Raw genomic sequence first — 24,073 nt, forward strand, 5'->3', positions numbered from 1 at the left:
ATGAACGCCGGTCAGATCGAGCCGCTCAACCCCGCAAGGTCCTCCGCGCGCGAGGACATCGCCATCGTCGGCATGTCCTGCCGCTTCCCGGGCGCCGGGAACTACGCGCAGTACTGGCGCAACCTCGGCGCGGGCGTGTCCAGCGTGAGCGAGGTGCCGGCGAACCGCTGGGACAAGGAGGCGTTCTACTCATCCGACGTGAGCGAGCCGAACAAGTCGACCAGCAAGTGGGGCGGCTTCATGGACGGCGTGGAATACTTCGACGCCGACTTCTTCGGCATCTCCGCGCGCGAAGCGGCGGTGATGGACCCGCAGCAGCGCATCATGCTGGAGCAGGCGTGGAACTGCCTGGAAGACGCCGGCTACGACCCGCGCGCCTTTAGCGGCACCCGCACCGGCGTGTACGTCGGCGTGTTTACCTTCGACTACCGCGACCACCTGGGGCGCGCGCTCGACGCCGTCGAGGCGCACGTCGCCACCGGCACGCATACCGCGCTGATCCCCAACCGCATCTCGTATTTCCTCAACCTGCACGGCCCCAGCATTCCGGTCGATACGGCCTGTTCCAGTTCGCTGGTGGCGCTGCACAAGGCCGCCCATGCGATCCGCCGCGGCGAATGCGAACAGGCGCTGGTGGGCGGCGTCAGCGTGCTGTGCAGCCCAACGCATTTCATCTCGTTCTCCAAGACCGGCATGCTGTCGCCGGACGGCAGCTGCAAGACTTTCGACGAGCGCGCCAACGGCTATGTGCGCGGCGAAGGCGCGGCGATGGTGCTGGTCAAGCCGCTGGCCAAGGCGATCGAGGACAAGGACCGCATCCTGGCCGTGCTGCGCGGCACCGCGGTCAACCACGGCGGCCGTGCGCGCACGGTCACCTATCCCGGCTCGCTGGCACAGTCGAATGCGGTGGCGCATGCGCTGCGCGAAGCCGACGTGCCGGTGGGCACGGTGAGCTATGTGGAGGCGCATGGCACCGGCACGCCCAAGGGCGATCCGATCGAGATCGAAGGCTTGAAGATGGCCTTCGCCCGCGTTGCCGCCGAACGCGGCGAAGCGCTGGACGAGGGCTCGTGCGGCATCGGCAGCGTCAAGACCAATGTCGGCCATCTCGAATCGGTGGCCGGCATGGCCGGGCTGATCAAGACCATCCTGTGCATGCGTCACGGGGTGTTCCCGCCGCTGGTGCATTACAGCAGGCTCAATCCGCGCATCGCGCTGGAGGGTAGTCCGTTCTATATCGTCGACCGGGCGCAGCCGTGGGCTGTTCGCGTGGGCGAGGACGGCCAGCCGGTGCCGCGCCGTGCGGGCATCAGTTCGTTCGGCTTCGGCGGAGTGAACTCGCATGTCGTCATCGAGGAATATCTCGCTAGCGAAGCGGCGCCTGATGAAGCGTCGTCATCGCGCGAGCCCGCACTGATCGTGCTTTCCGCGAAGATCGCTCCGGTGTTGCGCGAACGCGTGCAGCAACTGCTTGGCGTGCTGGCCTCCGGCGAGATCGGCGATGCGCAGCTGGCCGATCTGGCTTACACCTTGCAGGTCGGGCGACAGGCGATGGCCGCGCGCCTGGCTACGGTGGTGGATTCGGTGGCGATGCTGCGCGAGCGGCTGCAGGCATGGCTTGAAGGTGGCGCGGACCAGGTCCTTGCCGGCGAACTTACCGCCGAATCGATGGTAGCGATTGCCGATGCGCCACTGGTGCCGCCGGTGGTGGATGCGCTCGAAACCGCGCGGCGCTGGGTAGCTGGCGAGTCGTTCGAATGGTCGGTGTGGCATGCCTCCGTTCCGCGCCGGCGTCTGGCGCTGCCCACCTATCCGTTCGTGCGGGACAAGCACTGGGTCGAGATGAAGTCGGTGGCCGGAGCGCAGGCGGCGATTCATCCGCTCGTCCATCGCAACACCTCAACCGTCGCGGGGCTTCGTTTCACCAGCCGCTTCACCGGGCGCGAGGGCTTCCTTGCCGACCACGTGGTGCTGGCCAGGCGCACCTTGCCGGCGGCGGCGCAGTTGGAGATGGTCCGCTGCGCGGCGGAACTCGCGCTCGCCACGGGTGGCGCGTGCCGCGTGGAGGACGTGGTGTGGCTGCGTCCGTTCGTGGCGGACGACGAAGCCAGGGACTGCCACGTTGCGCTGTTTCCCGAAGGCGAGGGGCGCTTCGGTTTCGAGATCTACGACGACGAAGGCGAAGGCACGGTCTATAGCCAGGGCGTAGTGACGCGACACGTGCCGGCCGCGGATGCAGTCGCTCAAGACCTGGCCTCGGCGCGCGTGCGCTGCGGCCGCTCGCGCCGCGATGCGGATGCATGCTACGGGCTGTTCGACCGGATCGGCCTCGCCTACGGTCCGGCACATCGCTCGCTGAGCGAAATCCTTATCGGCGATACGGAAGCCTTGGCGCGCATCGTCCTGCCCGATGCGGCGAAGTCGTCGCAGGGCGACTATGTCCTGCATCCGAGTGTGCTCGATGCGGCGCTGCAGGCGGCGATCGTCTTCGCCGCCGATGGACAGTGGGCCGCCGCCGGGCTAGCGCTGCCTTTCGCGCTGGGTGCGCTCGATGTGATCGCGCCGTGCCACGCGGACTTGTGGGCGTCGATCCGCCGCCAACCCGCGCAGCGCCCAGGCGACGCCGTCAGCCGCTTCGATATCGAGCTGTGCGACGACAGCGGCGTGGTCTGCGCGCGCCTTGGCGGCTTTTCCCTGCGTGCGGTGAGCCGGGCGGACGAGGCGGTGTCGCGCACGGCCTTGTTGGTGCCGGCGTGGACGCCACGACCCGTGGCAGCCGGTTCGATTTCCCACACGCAGCACCTGGTGCTGTCGTGCGTGCCATCGACGGGTGCGCGTGCGCGCCTGCCCGGTGTGAGCTTCATCGATATCGATGCGGATGCCGAACCCGCGCAGCGCTACGAATCCGCGGCCGCTTCGCTGCTGGAAAGTATCCAGGCGATGGTGCTGCAACCCGGAAAGCAGCTCGTGCAGCTCGTCGTGCCCCAGCTTGGCGAAGACCAGCTCATGGGGGGGCTCGGCGGTTTGCTGCGCACTGCGCAGCGCGAAAATCCGCGCATCGCCGGCCAGGTGATCGAGGTCGAGCCGGGGCAGGACATCGCCAAGGCCATCCTCGAGAATCGCGACGGCCTTGCGTCGCGCATCCGCTATGTGGACGGCGTGCGGCAGGAAGGCCATTGGACGGAAGCCGCGCCCGCATCCATCACCCGCCCATTGTGGAAGGCGGGTGGCACCTACCTGATCACTGGCGGCGCCGGCGGCCTGGGCCGCATCCTCGCGCGCCATATCGCCGGCGCGGCGAAAGGCGCCACGCTGGTTCTCACCGGCCGTTCGCCCGTAGCCGATGCGAGCTTCGCCGAGCTGGCGGCCCTGGGCGCCACCGTGCGCTATCGCCAGCTCGACGCAGGCGACCGCGACGCCGTGCTGGCTTGCGTGCGCGAACTGGCCAACCTCAACGGCATCATCCACGCGGCCGGCGTGCTGCGCGACAGCCTGCTCGTGCGCAAGACCCGCGACGAACTGCACGACGTGCTGCGCGCCAAGGTCGCCGGCACGCTGCACCTCGACGAAGCCAGCCGCGAGCTCGATCTGGACCTGTTCCTCTGCTTCGCCTCGACCTCCGGCGCGCTCGGCAACGTGGGCCAGGCGGACTACGCCGCGGCCAATGCGTTCATGGACGCCTTCGCGCGGCATCGCGCGGCATGCGTCGCGCAGGGCACGCGCCGTGGCCGCACGCTGTCGGTGGACTGGCCGCTGTGGGAAGAGGGCGGCATGCGCGTGGACGATGCCACGCGTGCAGACCTGGCCGCGCGCAGTGGCCTGGTGCCGTTGCGTACTGCCAGCGGCCTCGCTGCGCTGGAGCAGGCGTTGGCCATGGACGCGCCACAGGTGCTCGTTGCGGAGGGCGCGATCAGCCGCTTCATGGCTTCGCTCGCGGACGCACCGGAAGTGGTTGCCGCTCCGGCGAATGAGCCTGGCGCGGTATCCGCCGAGCTGCGCGACAAGGCCGTGCGCTATTTCGTCCGCCTGCTCGCCGGCACGCTCAAGCGGCCGGCGGAGAGCATCGATGCGCGCGCACGGATGGAGGCCTACGGGATCGATTCGATCCTGGTGATGGAACTGACCCGCTCGCTGGAACAGGTGTTCGGCACGCTGCCCAAGACCCTGCTGTTCGAATACCAGACCATCGCCGACCTCGCCGGGCATTTCCTCGACGAGCACCGCGAACGCCTGGTCGACGTGCTGGGCGGGAGCACGCTGGAAGCACCCGTAGTGGTGGTGCCCAGCGAAGCCGCGGCGCCGGCACCGACTGCGCGTCGTCCCCGCTTTGGTACCGGACAGGCCGCGCGCACTGATGTGCCACGAGCGGTGCCGGAAGCAAGCAATGGCGACATCGCCATCGTCGGCGTAGCCGGCCGCTACCCGCAGGCGGCGGACCTCGCCGCGTTCTGGGCCAACCTCAGCCAGGGCATCGACAGCATCACCGAGATCCCCGCCGAGCGCTGGGATTATCGCGATTATTACGACGCAGACCGCGACGCCCCCGGCAAGACCTACGGCAAGTGGGGCGGCTTTATCGACGGCGTCGACCGCTTCGACCCGCTGTTCTTCAATATCTCCCCGCGCGAAGCGGAGCTGATGGACCCGCAGGAACGCCTGTTCCTCGAATGCGTGCATGCCACGCTTGAGGATGCCGGCTACACCCGCGAAAGCGTCGCCGAGGATGGCAATGTCGGCGTGTTCGCCGGCGTGATGTACGAGGAGTACCAGCTCTACGGCGCGCAGGAGCAAGCGCGCGGCAATAACCTCGCGCTGTTGAACAGTCCCGCCTCGGTCGCCAACCGCGTTTCTTACTTCTGCAATTTCAACGGCCCGAGCCTGGCGCTGGACACCATGTGTTCGTCGTCGCTGACGGCGATCCATCTGGCCTGCCAGTCCATCCAGCGCGGCGACTGCGCGGTGGCCATCGCCGGTGGCGTGAACGTATCGATCCATCCCAACAAATACCTGATGCTGGCCCAGGGCCGCTTTATCTCGGGCAAGGGGCGTTGCGAGAGTTTCGGCGAAGGCGGCGAAGGCTATGTGCCGGGCGAGGGTGTCGGCGCGGTGCTGCTGAAGACGCTGGCGCAGGCGCAAGCCGATGGCGACCATATCTATGGCGTGATCCGCGCCACCGCGGTCAATCACGGCGGCAAGACCAACGGCTACACGGTACCGAACCCGAATGCGCAGGCGAAGGTGATCGAGCGTGCGCTGCGCCGTGGCGGTGTCGATGCGCGCGAGATCAGCTATATCGAAGCGCATGGCACGGGCACCAGCCTGGGCGATCCGATCGAGATCGCGGGGCTGGCCAAGGCTTTCCGCCAGTGGACGCGCGATACGCGTTACTGCGCGATCGGCTCGGCGAAGTCGAATATCGGCCATTGCGAAAGCGCGGCAGGTATCGCTGGCGTGACCAAGGTGCTGTTGCAGCTCAAGCACGGTCAGCTGGCGCCGAGCCTGCATTCGGCGGTGCTGAATCCGAATATCGACTTCGACGCCACGCCGTTCATGGTGCAGCAGGAACTGGCTGCATGGCAGCGGCCGGTGATCGACGGCCGCGAGTGTCCGCGTATCGCCGGCATTTCCTCGTTTGGCGCAGGCGGCGCGAATGCCCATGTGGTGATCGAGGAATATATCGCGCCTGCAGTGGTAGTGCAGGCGACGGGACCGGCCCTGGTCGTGCTCTCGGCCCGTCACGAGGACCGCCTGCGCGAGCAGGCCGAGCGCCTGCTGGCCGCGATCGAGGCGGACCCGCAATTGCCGCTGCACGATCTGGCCTACACCCTGCAGGTCGGCCGCGAGGCGATGGACGAACGTCTCGCCGTGCTGGCGCATTCGCTGGACGAGCTGCGCAGCCGGCTCGCCGCCCATGTCGCGGGGGAAACCGCGGTCGAAGGTCTTTATCGCGGCCAGGTACGCCGCAACAAAGAAGCATTGGCGGCGTTCGCCGGCGACGATGATGTGGAAGCCATCGTCGCGGCGTGGATCGCGCACGGCAAGTTCGGCAAGCTGCTCGATCTGTGGGTGAAGGGCTTGGCCATCGATTGGCGGCGCCTGCACACGGGCCGGCCGCTGCGGCGCGTCAGCCTGCCCAGCTATCCGTTTGCGCGCGAGCGCTACTGGGTGCAGACCAGCGAGGCCCGGCCGCTGGCCGGCGCGATCGGCGCGAACCTGCATCCGCTGCTGCACCGGAATACCTCGGATCTGGATGGTCCGCGTTTCAGTGCGGTTTTCAGTGGCCAGGAGTTCTTCTTCGCCGACCACGTGGTGCGCGGTGCGCGCATGTTGCCCGGCGTCGCCCAACTGGAGATGGCGCGTCGCGCGGTTGCCGAGGTGGCGGGCGAAGGCTTCGAGCCGCGCTTGAAGCAGGTGTCGTGGCTGCGGCCGATCGTCGCCGGAACTGACGGCATCGCGGTGCAGCTCTCGCTTTATCCGCAAGCGGATGGCGCGATCGGTTTCGAGATCCACGGCGACGAAGACCTTGTCTATGCGCAAGGTACGGCCGTCGACGGACGCATTGCCGAGCCGGTGGCCAATCACGATATCGCGCTACTGCGCCAGTCGTGCGTATCGACATATAGCTCCGAGGATGGCTACGCGGCTTTCGCGCGGATGGGGCTGCAGTACGGTCCGTCCTTCCAGGGCATACGCGAACTCTTCGTCGGAGCAGGGCAGGTACTGGCACGCGTTGCCGTCCCCGCCGCCGCCCCGGCAGGCGGTTACGAACTGCATCCCAGCCTGCTCGACGCCGCGTTCCAGGCCACGCTGGGCCTGCAATTCCCGGTGCCGGCGACGGCCGTGCCGCTGGTGCCGTTCGCGCTCGGTGGATTGCGCATGCTGCGCCCGTGCACGGACGTCGCATGGGCCGTGGTCCGCTACAGCGCCGGCAGCAGTGCGGAGCAGGCGGTGCCACGGCTCGATGTCGACCTCTGCGACGAGCATGGCGCTGTCTGCGTTCGCCTGACCGAAGTGGGTTTGCGCGCGATGGCGGCGGTGACGAACACCCGCGCGGCTGTCCGTACCGTGATGCTGGAGCCGGCATGGACCGCGAAAGCAGCCGAGGCCGCCGGTAACGAGTCGTTTGCCAGCCACCTGGTGATGGCGTGCGGCCTCGAAGCCAGCGACGCCTTGCGCGAACTGCCCGGCGCGACGCTCGCCATGCCTTCGATGGATGGCGACCTCGCAACGCGCTTCGAAACTGCAGCATCCATGTTGCTCGAACGGCTGCAGGCGCTGTCCACGCAGGGCGGAACGCATCGCGTGCAGGTCGTGGTGCCGGCACATGGCGACCACCGTGCACTGGCGGGCCTGCTTGGCATGCTGCGTACGGCGCAGCTGGAAAACCCGCGTCTGCGCGGGCAGTTGATCGCACTCGAACCCGGGCAAGACATCGCGGGGGCGCTGCTCGACAATCGCCACGACGACGCGCGCCATGTGCGCTACGTCGGCCGCGAACGCCAGGTGGCGGGCTGGGCGGAACACCAACCCGTCGCGGCAAGCTCGCCCTGGAAGGACCATGGCGTCTACCTCGTCACTGGCGGCGCCGGCGGGCTCGGCTCGATCTTCGCCGAGGCGATCGCGCGCGAGGTGCGCAACCCGGTGCTGGTGCTGACCGGCCGCTCGGCGCCGGACGAACGCGTCCACGCGGTGATCCGCCGCCTGGAGACGCTGGGCGCGGTGGTGCGCTATCGCGCTGTCGATGTCGCCGATGCCGCCGCGCTTACCGCGCTGGTGCGCGACATCCCCGAGGAGTTCGAAAGCCTGGATGGCGTGATCCACGCCGCCGGCGTGCTGCGCGACGGCTATCTCGCCGGCAAGACCCGCCAGCATCTGTGCGAGGTACTCGCGGCCAAGGTGGCTGGCACAGTGAATCTCGACGAAGCCACCCGCGAGATGCCGCTGGATTGCTTCGTGTGCTTTTCCTCGATCGCGGGCGCGGCGGGCAATGTGGGGCAGGCCGATTACGCGGCAGCTAACGCCTTTATGGATGCGTTTGCGCACGAGCGCGCCGCTCGCGTGGCGCGCGGCGAACGCCATGGCCGTTCGCTGTCGGTGAACTGGCCGCTGTGGGAAGAGGGTGGCATGCACGCCGACGAGGCGACGCGCGCCATGCTGCTGCGGCAGTGGGGCATGCACGCGATGGGCAGCGCTAACGGAATCGATGCGCTGCGCCGCGCCCTGGCCACGAAGCTGAGCCAGGTGTTGGTGATCGAGGGCGATCCCGCGCGCATTCGCGAAGTGTTCGTCGCTGGGGCGCGTGCTGTGGTGGCGCCGCCAGCGCGTGCCGTGCCGGTCGCATCCAGCGAGCCGGCATCGCCCGCGCAGGGCTTGCGCGAGGCGATCAAGCAAGCGCTGATGGCGCAGGTCTCCGCGCTGATCAAGGTGAAGCCGGAAGATCTCGATGGCGATACCTCGCTCAGCGAATACGGTTTCGATTCGATCTCGCTGACCGGCTTCGCCAACACGCTGAACCGGCAGTACGGCCTGGACCTGATGCCGACGCTGTTCTTCGAGTACTCCACGCTGGATGGCCTGGCCGGGTATCTGGAGCGCGAGCATCGCGACGTGCTGGCGCCGCGCTTCGCGGCGCCGGCGGCGGCAACTGCCGCCCCGGTTGTCGTGGTGGAAGCACCGGTTCGCGAGATCAGCCATGCCCGGGCGCGCCGCGGCTATGTCACCGCTGCGGCGGCGTCATCGCCCGCAGTGAAGCAGCCGGTGGCGATCATCGGCATCAGCGGCCAGTTCCCCATGGCGGCGGATATCGACGCGTTCTGGCGCAACCTCGCCGAGGGACGCGACTGCATCGGCGAGATGCCCGCGGCCCGCGCGGACTGGCTGGCCTGGCACGGCGAACGTGCGCCGGAAGGCAGCGCGAAGCAGGCCGTGCGCGGCGGCTTTATCGATGGCGTGGACCGCTTCGATCCGGCTTTCTTCGGCATTTCGCCGAGGGAAGCCGAGCTGATGGATCCGCAGCAGCGGCTGATGATGATCCATGTGTGGAAGGCGCTGGAGGATGCCGGCTATGCCGCGTCGTCGCTGGCGGGCAGCGACCTGGGCCTGTACGTGGGCACCATGCCCAGCGGTTATGCCACGCTGGCGAGCCGCGCCGGGGCCGCGATCGAAGGCTATTCCTCGACCGGCACGGTGGCCTCGGTCGGCCCCAATCGCATGAGCTATTTCCTCGGTGTGCACGGGCCGAGCGAGCCGGTGGAGACCGCCTGTTCCAGTTCGCTGGTCGCGCTGCGCCGCGCGGTGCTGGCACTTGAGCGCGGCGATTGCGCCATGGCCATCGCCGGTGGCGTCAACACCATCGTCAACCCGGAGTTGCATATCAGCTTCGAGCGCGCCGGCATGCTCAGTGCCGATGCGCGCTGCAAGACCTTCTCGGCCGACGCCAATGGCTATGTGCGCGGCGAAGGCGTGGCGATGCTGGTGCTGAAGAAGCTCGCAGATGCCGAGCGCGATGGCGACCATATCTACGGCCTGGTGCGCGGCACCGCGGAGAACCACGGCGGTCGAGCCAATTCGCTGACGGCGCCGAATCCGGCGGCGCAGGCGGCGGTGATCCGCCGCGCCCACCAGGATGCCGGCATCGATCCGCGCACGGTCACCTATATCGAAGCGCATGGCACCGGTACGCCGCTGGGCGATCCGGTGGAAGTGAACGGCTTGAAGGCGGCGTTCCGCGAGCTGTACGCCGCCAGCGGCGGTGGCGATGTGGCTGGTGCACACTGCGCGCTGGGTTCGGTCAAGACCAATATCGGCCATCTCGAACTCGCCGCGGGCGTGGCCGGCGTGGTCAAGGTGCTGTTGCAGATGAAGCACCGCCGGCTGGCGAAGAGCCTGCATGCGGAGGCGCTCAATCCGTATATCGATCTGGCGGGCAGTCCGTTCCGCGTGGCCAGCGAAGCGCAGGAATGGATGGCGCTGCGCGATGCGCAGGGGCGGTCGGTGCCGCGGCGTGCCGGTGTGAGTTCGTTTGGTTTTGGCGGCGTCAATGCGCACGTGGTGCTGGAAGAGTACGTCCCACTGCCAGCGGATTCGATGGCTGCCGATGGCCCGGTGGCGATCCTGCTGTCCGCCCGCGACGCCGATCGGCTGCACGAGCAGGTGCGGCAGCTCACCGCGTTTGTCGCCTTGCCGGAGACGCATGCGAACGTGGCCTTGGCGGATATCGGCTACACCTTGCAGATCGGTCGCGAGGCGTTGGCGGAACGTTTCGGCCTGGTGGCCACTTCGATCGACGATCTGCACGGCAAGCTGACGCGCTTTCTGGATGGCACGGGCGCCGCACATCGCGGCCGGGCCGACAGCGTGCGCGACGGCATGGAGGACACGATCGAGCTATCGATCGCCAAGGCGCGGCTGGATGCGCTGATCGAGCTGTGGGTACAAGGCCATGCGATCGACTGGCGCCGCCTGCACGCCAATCGCAAGCCGCGCCGCCTCAGTCTGCCGACCTATCCGTTTGCCGCGGAGCGTTACTGGATCACGCCGGGTGCAGCGTCGCGTTCGGATGTGGCGGCACTGCATCCGCTCGTGCAGCGCAATACCTCGACGCTGGCCGGGCCGCGTTTCAGCAGCCGGTTCAGTGGGCGCGAGATGGTGTTTGCCGATCATCGCGTCGGTGGGCGAGCAGTACTGCCGGGAGTCGCCCAACTGGAGATGGCGCGTGCTGCCGCAGGCATGGCGCTGGAAACCACGGCCAACTTGCATCTGAAGGACATTGCGTGGATGCGGCCGGTGCTTGCTGGCGACGAAGGCGTGGCGTTGCATCTCTCGCTGTCTCCGCAGAACGCAGGCGAGGTCGCCTACGAACTGCATGCGGATGGCGACCTCGTCTATGGCCAGGGCACGGTCACCGTGGCGGCCAGCACGATGGCGTCGGCTGCGCACGACATCGAAGCCCTGCGTGCAAGCTGCGCGTCGCGACATCTGGATGCCGCTGCCTGCTACGCCGTGTTCGACGCCATGGGGCTGGGTTATGGCGAAGGTTTTCGTGGGCTGGTCGAGTTGTTCTGCGGTAATGGCGTGGCGCTGGCTCGGGTTGCATTACCCGCATCCTGGCAGACCGCAGGGCAGGGCTATGCGCTGCCACCGGGCCTGCTCGACGCGGCACTGCAGGCCTCGATCGGTTTGTTCATGGGCGCGGATGGCGCAGCGCCTCCGTTGATGCTGCCGGTATCGCTGGCCGCGCTCGACGTGCTTGGTCCTTGCACGGATGCGACCTGGGTCGTGGTGCGGCAGGGCGATGCGTCGGGCGTGGTGGATATCGACCTTTGCGGCGACGACGGCGCGCCCTGCCTGCGTTTCCGCAAGCTGGCGTTCCGCGCGGCGGAGCCGGTTGTTGCCAACGATACGGACGTCGCCGTGCCGGCAAAGGACGAGTCCGTACTGGCAAACGCCACCGAAGACGACGACGCTTTCCTGGAACGCGCCACCCGCCATTTCGAACGCTTCCTGTCGACGGCACTGAAGCTGCCGCTGCACCGGATCGATCGCAAGGCGCGCATGGAAACCTACGGAATCGATTCGCTGATGGTGCTCGACCTGACCCGCGCGCTGGAACAGAGCTTTGGCCCGCTGCCGAAAACGCTGTTCTTCGAGTATCAGACGCTGGCGGCGCTGTCCGGTTATTTCGCGCGGCAGCATCGCGCGGCGCTGTCTGGCTTGCTGGGCGAGCGGCGCAGCGTGGCTGCGGCGGTGTCCGCGCCGGTGGCAACGAAGACGGTCGCAGCACCCGTGCTGCGCCAGGCTCGCTATGACATGCGCAATCGCGCCGGGCGTGCGAGAGAAGAAGAGATCGGCAGCATCGCCATCGTCGGCGTGGCCGGGCGCTATCCGCAGGCGATCGATCTGGAAGCGTTCTGGGCCAACCTGAGCCAGGGTGTCGACAGCATCACCGAGATTCCGGCCGAGCGCTGGGATCACTCGCAGTACTTCGACGAGGACCGCAACGCAGCGGGCAAGACCTACGGCAAGTGGGGCGGCTTTATCGACGGCGTCGACCGCTTCGATCCGCTGTTCTTCAATATCTCCCCGCGCGAAGCGGAGCTGATGGACCCGCAGGAGCGCCTGTTCCTCGAATGCGTGCACGCCACGCTCGACGACGCGGGTTATACGCGCGACAACGTCGCGGAGAACGGCAACGTCGGCGTGTTCGCCGGCGTGATGTACGAGGAATACCAGCTCTACGGCGCGCAGGAGCAGGCGCGCGGCAAGCCATTGGCGGTGCCGGGCCATCCGGCCTCCATCGCCAACCGTGTCTCGTACTTCTGCAACTTCAACGGCCCCAGCATGGCGCTGGACACCATGTGCTCGTCGTCGCTGACGGCGATCCACCTGGCCTGCCAGGCCATCCAGCGCGGCGATTGCGCGGTGGCGCTGGCCGGTGGCGTCAATGTGTCGGTACATCCGAACAAGTACCTCACTCTGGCGCAGGGGCGTTTCATCTCGGGCAAGGGGCGTTGCGAAAGTTTTGGCGAAGGCGGCGAAGGCTACGTGCCGGGCGAGGGCGTGGGCGCAGTGCTGCTCAAGCCGCTGGCGCAGGCCAAGGCCGATGGCGACCATATCTACGGTGTGATCCGCGCCACCGCGGTCAATCACGGCGGCAGGACCAACGGCTACACGGTGCCGAACCCGAATGCGCAGGCCGAGGTGATCGAGCGCGCCTTGCGCAAGGGCGGCATCGATGCGCGCGAGATCAGCTATATCGAAGCGCATGGCACCGGCACCAGCCTGGGCGATCCGATCGAGATTGCCGGCTTGTCGAAAGCCTTCGCGTATTGGACTGGCGACACGGGCTACTGCGCGATCGGCTCGGCGAAGTCGAATATCGGCCACTGCGAAAGCGCGGCTGGCATCGCGGGCGTCACCAAGGTGCTGTTGCAGCTCAAGCACGGTCAGCTGGCGCCGAGCCTGCATTCGGCGGTGCTGAATCCGAATATCGATTTCGACGCCACGCCGTTCGTGGTGCAGCAGGAACTGGCCACGTGGCAGCGGCCCGTGATCGATGGGCGCGAGGTTGCGCGTATCGCGGGCATTTCCTCGTTCGGCGCTGGCGGCGCCAATGCCCACGTGCTGATCGAGGAATACACCGAAACCGCGCCACGCGTCATGCAGGACTACGGCCCCGCGATGGTGCCGCTCTCAGCACGCGACGAAGCGCGGTTGCGCGAACAGGCGCAGCGCCTGCTCGCTGCGATCGGCGCCGATCCGGCGCTGGCGCTGCACGATCTCGCCTACACGCTGCAGGTCGGCCGCGAGGCGATGGACGAACGCCTGGCGCTGCTGGTGCATTCGCTGGACGAGCTGCGTACCAAGCTGGCGGCCTGGCTCGCCGGCGAGAGCGCGATCGAAGAGCTGTACCAGGGCCAGCTCAAGCGCAACCGCGAGGCGCTGGCCGAGCTGACCGATGACGACGATATGGACGGCACGGTGCGTGCGTGGCTGGCCAAGGGCAAGCACGGCAAGCTGCTGGCGCTGTGGGCCAAGGGCTTGGCATTCGATTGGCGCAGTCTGCATGCCGGCCGGACGCTGCGGCGGGTGAGCCTGCCCAGCTATCCGTTTGCCCGCGAGCGTTACTGGCTGCCGCTGGATGCGACCCCGTCCGCGTTGCTGCCATCGTCGGCGCTGCACCCGCTGCTGCACCGGAATACCTCGACGTTTGCCTTGCAGCGCTTCAGTTCGAGCTTCAGTGGCCGCGAGTCCTTCCTGGCCGACCATGTGGTGCGCGGCAGCCGGGTGCTGCCTGGCGTCGCGCAACTGGAGATGGTCCATCGCGCCGTCCGCGAAGCGCTGGAGGGCGAAGAGCGGTTGCGGCTGATGGACGTGGCCTGGCAGCGGCCGGTAGTGGTGGATGCGGTAGGCGTGGACGTGCACGTCGTGCTGCTGCCGCAGGACGATGGCGCGATCCGCTTCGAGATCCTGCAAGGCGATGCGGTATGCGCCGAGGGTGCGGTGGCGATCGTCGCGGAAGGCGTGCTTCCCGCCGCGCACGACATCGACGGCTTGCGCCAGGCATGTGCTGCATCGCGGCTCGATGCGGCGCAATGCCAGGTGGCATTCGAGCGCATGGGGTTGGCCTACGGTCCTTCCCTGCGTGGCTTGACGGAGATCTTCGTGGGTACCGGACAGGCCCTGGCCCGCATCGAATTGCCGGCGAGCGCGAAGCTGGACGAATTCAACCTGCATCCGAGCCTGCTCGACGCGGCCTTGCAAGCTACCCTCGGACTGGCCTCGCCCGAGGGCGACACGCTCTGGTTGCCTGCCTCGCTGGCCTCGCTGGATATCCATGCCGCCTGCACGCCGCGCATGTGGGCGGTGGTGACGCAGCGTGCTGACGGCGATGCGGCCCGGCGCACCTTCGATATCGACCTGTGCGACGAGGCGGGCAGGGTCTGTTTCCGCTTCGGCGAGGTAGTCCTGCGGCAGGCACCTGCCATGCGCGATGCGGCTCGGGTGATGCTGGCGATGCCGACCTGGCTAGCGAGCGAAGCCGCTTCCAGCGATACGGCTTTCGCCGTCGCGAAGCATGCAGTGCTGCTCGCCGGCCTGGTGCCGGCCGAAGTCGAGAGCGTGCGCGCCAGTTTTGCCAAGGCGATGGCGATCGACTTCGGTGGCGATCCCGCGCAGGCCTACGAAGCGGCCGCCGCGGCGCTGCTGGAGACGCTGCGCGCATGGGCGACCGAACCCGGCCCCTGCCTGGTGCAGGTGGTCGTGCCGGCGCAAGGTGCGGGGCAGGTGATGGCGGGGCTGGAAGGGATGTTGCGCACGGCGCAGCTGGAGAACCCGGGCATACGTGGCCAGGTGATCCGCATCGAGGCCGGGCAGGATGCGGCGTGGGCGTTGGCCGAGAACCTTGGCGACCAAGCTGTGTCGATCCGCTACGCGGATGGCGTGCGCCACACGGCCGCCTGGCTGGAAGCGCAGCCGGCCGAAGCGAAGTCGCCGTGGAAGGCGGGTGGTACTTACCTCGTCACCGGCGGCGCCGGTGGCCTCGGCCTGGTATTTGCCCGCGATATCGCGCGGCAGGCGCCGGGCGCGACGCTGGTGTTGACCGGCCGCTCGCCATTGAGCGGTGCAACGCAAGTCGCCCTCGACGAACTCGCTGCGCTGGGTGCGGTGGCGCGCTATCGCCAGCTCGATGTCGGCGACCGCGAAGCGGTGCAGGCGTGTGTTCGCGAGATCGCGCAAGCCGGTGGCCTGGACGGCATCCTGCACAGCGCAGGTGTGCTGCGCGATGGCTTTATCCTGCGCAAGACGCGCGAGGACCTGCACGACGTGCTGCGCGCAAAAGTGGCCGGCACCTTGTATCTGGACGAGGCCAGCCGCGATCTCGCGCTCGACGCCTTTATCGTGTTCTCGTCCCTCGCCGGTGCCATCGGCAACGTCGGCCAGGCCGACTACGCGGCGGCGAATGCCTTCATGGACGCGTTCGCGCACCACCGCGATACGCTGGTCGCGCGAGGCCGCCGCCATGGCCGCACGCTGTCGCTGAACTGGCCGCTGTGGGATCACGGCGGCATGCGTGTCGACGCGGCCACGCGGCAGCGGCTGCTGCGCGAGCGTGGCATGGCGCCGCTGGGGACGGACGAGGGTTGCGCTGCGTTGACGCAGGCGTGGTCGCTGGGTTCGCCGCAGGTGCTGGTCGCGGCGGGTGATCTGGAGCGGTTGCGCGCGGATATGCTGGGCATGGCAAGCGATCGCGTGGAGCGTGTCGAACCACCTGTCGTGGCGCCTCGACCCGAACTACTGGCGACAGCACTCGAAGTCGCGGCGGACGACTTGCGCGACGGCACCGTGCGGCACCTGGTACGCATGCTCTCCTCCACGCTGAAGCTGCCGCCGCAGCGGATCGACGCCGAGGCCCGCCTGGAAGCCTACGGTATCGATTCGGTGATGACGCTGGATCTGACCGCGCGGCTGGAACAGGCCTTCGGCGCGCTGCCGAAGACGCTGTTCTTCGAGTACCAGTCGATCGCCGCGCTGGCGGATTACTTCCTGCAACACCATCGTGCGGCGCTGGCTGCCGTGGTGGGCGAACGCATCGTTGCCGCCGCGCCTCTGACCGTCGTCACGCCGGCTGCACCCGTTGCGCCGAGCCGCTTGCGCTCACGCTTCACCAGTCGGACCCAGGCGCGCGAAGAAGGCATTGCCATCATCGGCGTCGCCGGCCGCTACCCGCAGGCGCGCAACCTGGAAGAGTTCTGGGCCAACCTCAGCCAGGGGCGCGACAGCATCACGGAGATTCCCGCCGGGCGCTGGGATCACAGCCTGTACTTCGATGCGGACCGCAACGCGCCGGGCAAGACCTACGGCAAGTGGGGCGGTTTTATCGACGATGTCGACCGCTTCGACGCGCGCTTCTTCCATATCTCGCCGCGCGAAGCGGAGCTGATGGACCCGCAGGAGCGCCTGTTCCTCGAATGCGTGCATGCCACGCTGGAGGATGCGGGCTATACGCGCGAGAACGTGGCCGAGGATGGCGATGTCGGCGTGTTCGCCGGCGTGATGTATGAGGAGTACCAGCTCTACGGCGCGCAGGAACAGGCGCACGGCCGGATGGTCGCGGCGCCGGGCAGCCCGGCCTCGATCGCCAACCGGATCTCCTACTTCTGCGACTTCCATGGCCCCAGCCTGGCGCTGGACACCATGTGCTCGTCGTCGCTGACGGCGATCCACCTGGCCTGCGAGAGCCTGGCGCGCGGTAGTTGCGCGGTGGCGATCGCCGGCGGCGTCAACGTGTCGATCCATCCGAACAAATACCTCGTGCTCGCCCAGGGCAAATTCATTTCCGCCAAGGGGCGCTGCGAGAGTTTCGGCGAAGGCGGCGAAGGCTATGTGCCGGGCGAGGGCGTCGGCGCGGTGCTGCTGAAGCCGCTGGCGCAGGCCAAGGCGGATGGCGACCATATCTATGGCGTGATCCGCGCGACGGCGGTCAACCATGGCGGCAAGACCAACGGCTACACGGTGCCGAACCCGAACGCGCAAGCCAAGGTGATCGAACGCGCGCTGCGTGCCGGTGGCGTGGATGCGCGCCAGATCAGCTATATCGAAGCGCATGGCACCGGCACCAGCCTGGGCGATCCGATCGAGGTCGCTGGCTTGTCCAAGGCTTTTGGCCAGTGGACCAGGGACACCGGCTACTGCGCGATCGGCTCGGCGAAGTCGAATATCGGCCACTGCGAAAGCGCGGCGGGTATCGCCGGGCTGACCAAGGTGCTGCTGCAGCTCAAGCATCGCCAGCTTGCACCTAGTCTGCATTCGGCGGTGCTCAACCCGAACATCGATTTCGCGGCCACGCCGTTCGTGGTGCAGCAGGAACTGACGGCGTGGCAGCGGCCCGTGATCGATGGGCGCGAGGTTGCGCGTATCGCGGGCATCTCGTCGTTCGGCGCGGGCGGGGCGAATGCCCATGTGCTGGTGGAGGAGTACGTGGCATCGGTCGCGGCGCGCGTGTCTTCAAGTCCGGTGATGGTGCTGCTGTCTGCGCGCGACGAGGAGCGTCTGCACAGCCGGGCACAAGAGCTGTTAAACCACCTTGCAACGCCGGAGCTCGATCTGGCGGACCTGGCTTACACGCTGCAGGTCGGCCGCGAGGCGATGGATGAACGCCTTGCGCTGGTCGTGCAGTCGCTGGACGAGTTGCGCGAAAAGCTGGCGGCCTGGCTGGCCGGCGATACCGCGATCGAAGGCCTGTACCTCGGCCAGGCCCGGCGCAGCGCCGGCGCACTTGCCGCGCTGGCGGGCGACGACGATATGGCCGGGACGGTGGCGAGCTGGTTTGCGCGCGGCAAGTACGACCGCCTGCTCGACCTGTGGACGAAGGGCTTCAACCTCGATTGGCAGCGGCTGTATGGCGCTGGCCTCCACCCGCGCCGGATCAGCCTGCCGACCTATCCGTTTGCGCGCGAACGCCATTGGTTCCCGATGAGCGCGGCGCAAACGCCGTCGCGCGTGGAGCCGGCAGCGGTGGTGGCTGTTGCTGGTCCTGGTCCGATAGAGACGCTGATGTTCCGGCCGGTGTGGACGGCCCATGCAGCGACCGAAGACCAGGCCGACTTCGCTACGCGCACGGTGCTGTTGTGCGACCTGGAAGAAGGGTATGCCGCACGTATCCGCGAACGCTTCCCGCAAGCGACCTGCGTGGTCGTGCCAACCGGCACCGACCTTGCCGCTTCGTTCGAAGCCGCGGCGACGATACTGCTGGAAACATTGCAGGGCCTGACGGCCCAGCCTGGCCGCCACCTGATCCAGGTCGTGGTGCCGCGCGAAGGCGAGCGGCAGGCGATGGCCGGACTGGACGGCATGCTGCGCACGGCGCGGCTGGAGAGCCCGCGGCTGGTCGGCCAGCTGATCGCGGTCGAGGCGGGACAGGACGTGGTCGCGGCGCTGCGTGATGACGGCCACGCGCAACGTGTGCGCCATATGGGCGGCGAGCGGCAGCTGGCCGGCTGGAGCGAAGCACATCCGGCCGCAACGGGCGCGTCGCCGTGGAAGGACCACGGCGTCTACCTGATCACCGGCGGCGCCGGCGGGCTGGGACTGATCTTCGCCCGCGCCATCGCCAGCGAAGTGCGCAACCCGGTGCTGGTGCTGACTGGACGTTCGGTGCTGGACGAAACGATCAAGGGCCGCGTGCGCGAGCTGGAAGCGCTCGGCGCGGTGGTGCGCTACCACGCGGTGGACGTCGCGGATGCCGAGGCGATCGATGCGCTGGTGCGTGGCGTCCCGGAGGAGTTCGAGAGCCTCGATGGGATCGTGCACAGCGCGGGCGTGGTGCGCGACAGCTTCCTGCTGGCGAAGACGCGCGACGAACTGCGCCAGGTGCTGCGCGCCAAGGTGGCGGGCACGCTGAATCTCGACCGGGCCAGCCAGGACATCGCGCTGGACGCCTTTATCTGCTTCGCCTCCATCGCGGGCGCGTTGGGCAGCGTGGGGCAGGCCGACTATGCGACGGCGAATGCGTTCATGGATGCCTTCGTGCATGAGCGCACGGAGCGGGTGGGGCGCGGCGAACGTCACGGGCGCACGCTGTCGATCGACTGGCCGCTGTGGGCCGAGGGCGGCATGCAGGTGGATGCCGCCACGCAGACCATGATGCGTCAGCAACTGGGCATGCATCCCTTGTCGACCGCGGAAGGCGTGCGGATCCTGCGCGAGGCGTGGGCCAGCGATGCCCACCAGTGGCTGGTGGTGGCCGGGGAACCCGCGCGCATCCGCGAGGGTGTGCTGGGGACGGCTGCGCCGCAGGTGCTCGAATCGACGGCCACGATGGCCGAACAAACGGAGATCGCCGTGACCGCCGAGTCCTCGCGCGAAGCCGTGTGGGCTGCGCTGGTGGACCTCGTATCGAGCCTGATCAAGGTAGCCCCGGACGATCTGGACGGCGACACCACCTTCAGCGAATACGGCTTCGATTCCGTCTCGCTGACCGAGTTCGGCAACGCCTTGAACCAGCGCTACCAGCTGCGGCTGACGCCGACGGTGTTCTTCGAGCATCCCACGCTGGATCGCCTGGTCGACCATCTGGTCCGCGAGCAAGGCGTGGTCATCGCAGCGCCGGTGCGCAGCCGCGCGGTGGCGAGCGCCTCCGTCGCCTCAGTGAGCGCACCGGTGCCGGTAGCGTCGCCGGTCTCTGCGCCGGTGATCGACGAACCGATCGCCATCATCGGCATGAGCGGCCGCTTCCCCCATGCGGCAGATATCGACGCGTTCTGGCAGAACCTGCGCGAGGGCCGTGACTGCATCGACGAGATTCCGCCCGCGCGCTGGGACTGGCGCAGCCTGCACGGCGATCAGGGTCGCGAGGCACACCGAACGCGGATTATCTGGGGTGGCTTTATCGACGGTGTCGACGAGTTCGATCCGATGTTCTTCGGCATCTCGCCGAAGGAAGCCGAGCTGATGGATCCGCAGCAGCGGCTCGCGATGATCCATGTATGGAAAGCGCTGGAAGACGCCGGTTATGCCGGCGGCGCGCTGGCCGGCAGCGATACGGCCGTCTATGTCGGCACGGGAGCCACCGGCTATGGCCGGCTGGTCGACCGTGCGGGGCTGGGTGGCGAGGCGTATGCCGCGACCGGCGGCGTGCCGTCGGTCGGTCCGAACCGGATCAGCTTCATGTACGACTGGCATGGGCCGAGCGAGCCGGTGGAAACGGCGTGTTCGAGTTCACTGGTGGCGCTGGCGCGCGGTGTTGCCGCGATCCGCAGCGGGCAGGCGGCCATTGCGGTGGTCGGTGGCGTCAACACCATCGTGACGCCGGAAGCGCATATCAGCTTCAGCAAGGCGGGCATGCTCAGCGCGGATGGCCGCTGCAAGACCTTCGCCGCCGAAGCCGATGGCTACGTGCGCGGCGAAGGCGTAGCGATGCTGGTGCTGAAGAAGTTGTCCGATGCCGAGCGCGATGGCGACCGGATTCATGGCCTGGTGCGCGGCGTGGCGGAGAACCATGGCGGCCACGCCAACTCGCTGACCGCGCCCAATCCCGTGGCGCAGGCCGAGGTGATCCGCAAGGCGCAGCGGCAGGCGGGCATCGATCCGCGCACGGTGAGCTATATCGAGGCGCACGGTACAGGCACGCGGCTCGGCGACCCGGTCGAAGTGCAAGGCCTGAAAGCGGCATTCGGCGGCGACATCGTGGCTGCACCGTACTGCGGCCTGGGTTCGGTCAAGACCAATATCGGCCATCTCGAACTGGCAGCCGGCGTGGCCGGCGTGGTGAAGGTGCTGCTGCAGATGAAGCACCGCACGCTGGTGCGCAGCCTGCACAGCGAGAGTCTCAATCCGTATCTCGAACTGGACGGCAGTCCGTTCTACGTGGTGCGCGAAGCGCGGGAATGGGCGGCGTTGCGCGATGCGCAGGGCCAGGCGCTGCCGCGCCGCGCGGGAGTGAGTTCGTTCGGCTTCGGCGGCGTGAACGCGCATGTCGTGCTGGAGGAATATCTCGCCCCGGTGACGCAGCGGTTGGCGGTGAAGCTGCCGGCGCCGGTGCTGCTGTCGGCGCGTAACGAAGCACAGCTGCGCGAGCAGGTTCGCCTGCTGCTGGATTTCGTCACGCAGTCCGAGGTCGACCTGGGCGATCTCGCCTACACGCTGCAGGTGGGGCGCGAGGCGATGGAGACGCGCCTGGCGCTGGCGGTGATGTCGATGGATGAACTGCGCGAGCGCTTGCGGTCGATCGTCGATAGTGGCGAGCGGACCGGGCAGGTCCACCGCGGCGTGGCATCGCGTGGACGCCGGGATGCTACGCCGGAAGCATCGGCGCTTACCGCTGGGATCGAGGCGCGTGATATCCACAAGCTGCTCGATGCCTGGGTGAAGGGTGCCACGGTTGACTGGCGTCAACTCTACGGATCGCACACGCCGCGTCGCATCGGCCTGCCCACGTATCCATTCGCACGTGGCCGTTACTGGGTGTCGGAAGCGCCGGCACCGGTCCGCAGCGAGCCGGTGGAACCCGTCGCCAGCGGTCACGAATGGTTGCTGATGCCAACCTGGGAAGTGGTCGAGCCGAAGCTCGCCCCACCCGTGTCGGACGGGCGCAGCCTGATCGTCGGCGGCTCGCGCGCGCAGCACGCGATGCTGCTCGACGCACTGCCGGATGCGGCGGTGTTCGAATGGCCGGCCGCGGCCGATATCGCGGCGCTCGAGGAGCGCCTGCGCGCGTGCGGCAGCTTCGACCGGCTGGTCTGGCTGGTCGACGAAGCCGGTACGGCCGATGACGACGAGGCACTGGTCGCCGCGCAGGAGCATGGCGTCATCGCCGGCTTCCGCCTGGTCAAGGCTTTGCTTGCGTTGGGCCTGGACCGCCGCGCGCTCGACTGGACCGTGGTGACGGTGCAGGCGCAGGCCGTGCATGGCGCCGACGCCATCGCGCCGCGGCATGCGGCGATCCATGGCTTTATGGGGGCGGTGGCGAAGGAATTCGCTCAGTGGCGGCTGCGCCTGCTCGACATGTCGCGCGCGGATGCCTGGCCCATCGACAGCATGTATCGGCTCGGCGACGACAGCCGCGGCGCCAGCCTGGCATGGCGTGGCGGCCAGTGGTTCCGCCAGGTGCTGGCGCCGGTGGATGCAGCGAGCGTCGAACAAGGCGCCTCGCCGTATCGCGAGGGCGGCGTCTATGTCGTCGTCGGTGGCGCGGGCGGGATCGGCCAGGCCTGGAGCGAGCACATGATCCACACGCAGCGCGCGCGCATCGTGTGGATCGGCCGCCGGCCGGAGGATGCCGCGATCGCGCAGGCGCGGACGCGGCTGGGTGCGCTGGGCCCGATGCCGCTGTATATCGCGGCCGATGCCGCCGACCGCGCGGCGCTGGAACGGGCGCGCGAGGAAGTGCTCGCGCGGCATGGCGCGATCCACGGCGTGGTGCACGCGGCGATCGACCTGCTCGACAAGAGCGTGGCGCAGATGGACGAGGCGCGCTTGCGCGCGGGGCTGTCGGCCAAAGTCGCGGCGAGCGTGCGGATCGCGCAGGTGTTCAGTGCGCAGCCGTTGGATTTCATGCTGTTCCTGTCCTCGCTGGCCGGCTTCGTGCGTGCGGCGGGGCAGGGCAACTATGCGGCGGGCTGCACCTTCAAGGACGCCTACGCGCTGCATCTGGCCGCGCGTTCGCCGTTCCCCGTGAAGGTGATGAACTGGGGTTACTGGGGCAGCGTGGGCGTGGTCGCCTCCGACGACTACCGAGAGCGCATGGCGCGGCAGGGGATCGGTTCGATCGAACCGGCCGAAGGCATGCGCGCGCTGGACCGGCTGCTGCGTTCGCCGATGCCGCAGCTCGGCTTTATGAAGGCGACGCGGGAGGATGTGCGCGGCGGCGTGTTCGACCTGGTCGGCAACGCGCAGGTGCACCTGCACCCGGCCCGTTTCGATTCGCTGGCGAACACGCTGAGCGCGGCGCCGGCGTTCCAGGGCGATGCCGTGCATCTGGCCGCCGAGGGCCGGGAGATCGACCGCCTGGCGCTGGCGATCCTGCACGGCGAACTGCAGGCGCTGGGCCTGGCCGATCCTGCGTCGGCCTCCCCACGCTATGCGCGCTGGCTGCAGCACAGCTTGCGCATGATCGCGCAGGCCGGCTTCGCCGGTGCGCCATCGCTCGATCGCGCCTGGTCGGATTGGAATCGGCGCAAGGCGGAATGGCTCGCCGCGGGCCATGTGCGCCAGGCCCAGGTGAGCCTGGTGGACACCATGCTGCACGCGCTGCCGGCGATCCTGCGCGGCGACGTCGAGGCCACCGCGGTGATGTTCCCGGACTCGTCGATGCGGCTGGTCGAGGGCGTGTACCAGGGCAATGCAGTCGCCGATCACTTCAACGACGTGCTGTGCGATGCGGTGCTCGCCTTCGTCGCGGCCCGCGTCGCCCGCGATCCGGCGGCGCGGATCCGCATCGTCGAGATCGGCGCCGGCACCGGCGGCACCAGCGCGCGGGTGATGGCGCGGCTGGCTCCGTATGCGCAGCATATCGGCGAGTACTGCTACACCGACCTGTCGCGCGCCTTCCTGCTGCACGCGGAAGGGAAGTACGGTCCGCGCTATCCCTACCTGTCGTACCGGCTGCTGGATATCGGCAGCCCGCTGCAAGGCCAGGACATCGAGGCCGGCGGCTACGACCTCGCCATCGCCACCAATGTGCTGCACGCCACCCGTGACATCCGCGAGAGCCTGCGCAACACCAAGGCCCTGCTCGGTGCGAACGGGCTGCTGGTGCTCAACGAGCTGGCCAGCTGCGAGCTGTGGTCGCATCTGACCTTCGGCCTGCTCGACGGCTGGTGGTTGTACGAGGACGAGGCGCTGCGCATTCCCGGCTGTCCGAGCCTGTCGCCGGCACGCTGGAGTGCCGTGCTGCGCGAGGAGGGTTATCGCCAGGTGCGCTTCCCGGCCGAACCGGCGCATGGCCTGGGGCAGCAGGTGGTAGTCGCGGAGAGCGATGGCGTCAGCTTGCAGAAGCGGGTAGCGAAGGCGAGCGCGCCGGCGCGGGTGGACGTCGCCACGGTCTCGCGTCCGGCCGAAGCGGCCTCGCCGGCGG

General features: G+C 68.3%; 1 protein-coding gene (running past one end of the window). It reads left to right on the top strand.

All coding sequences use genetic code 11. The features are described 5' to 3' along the window. Positions 1-24,073, top strand: the 5' portion of a protein-coding gene (locus AB4083_RS01615; RefSeq protein WP_441606007.1) for an amino acid adenylation domain-containing protein. Its footprint extends 7,775 nt past the window's final position; the window shows 24,073 of its 31,848 coding nt (coding positions 1-24,073); its start codon is at positions 1-3; its stop codon lies beyond the right edge, outside the window.

Source organism: Dyella sp. 2RAB6 (assembly GCF_052115385.1).
GTDB lineage: Bacteria > Pseudomonadota > Gammaproteobacteria > Xanthomonadales > Rhodanobacteraceae > Dyella_D.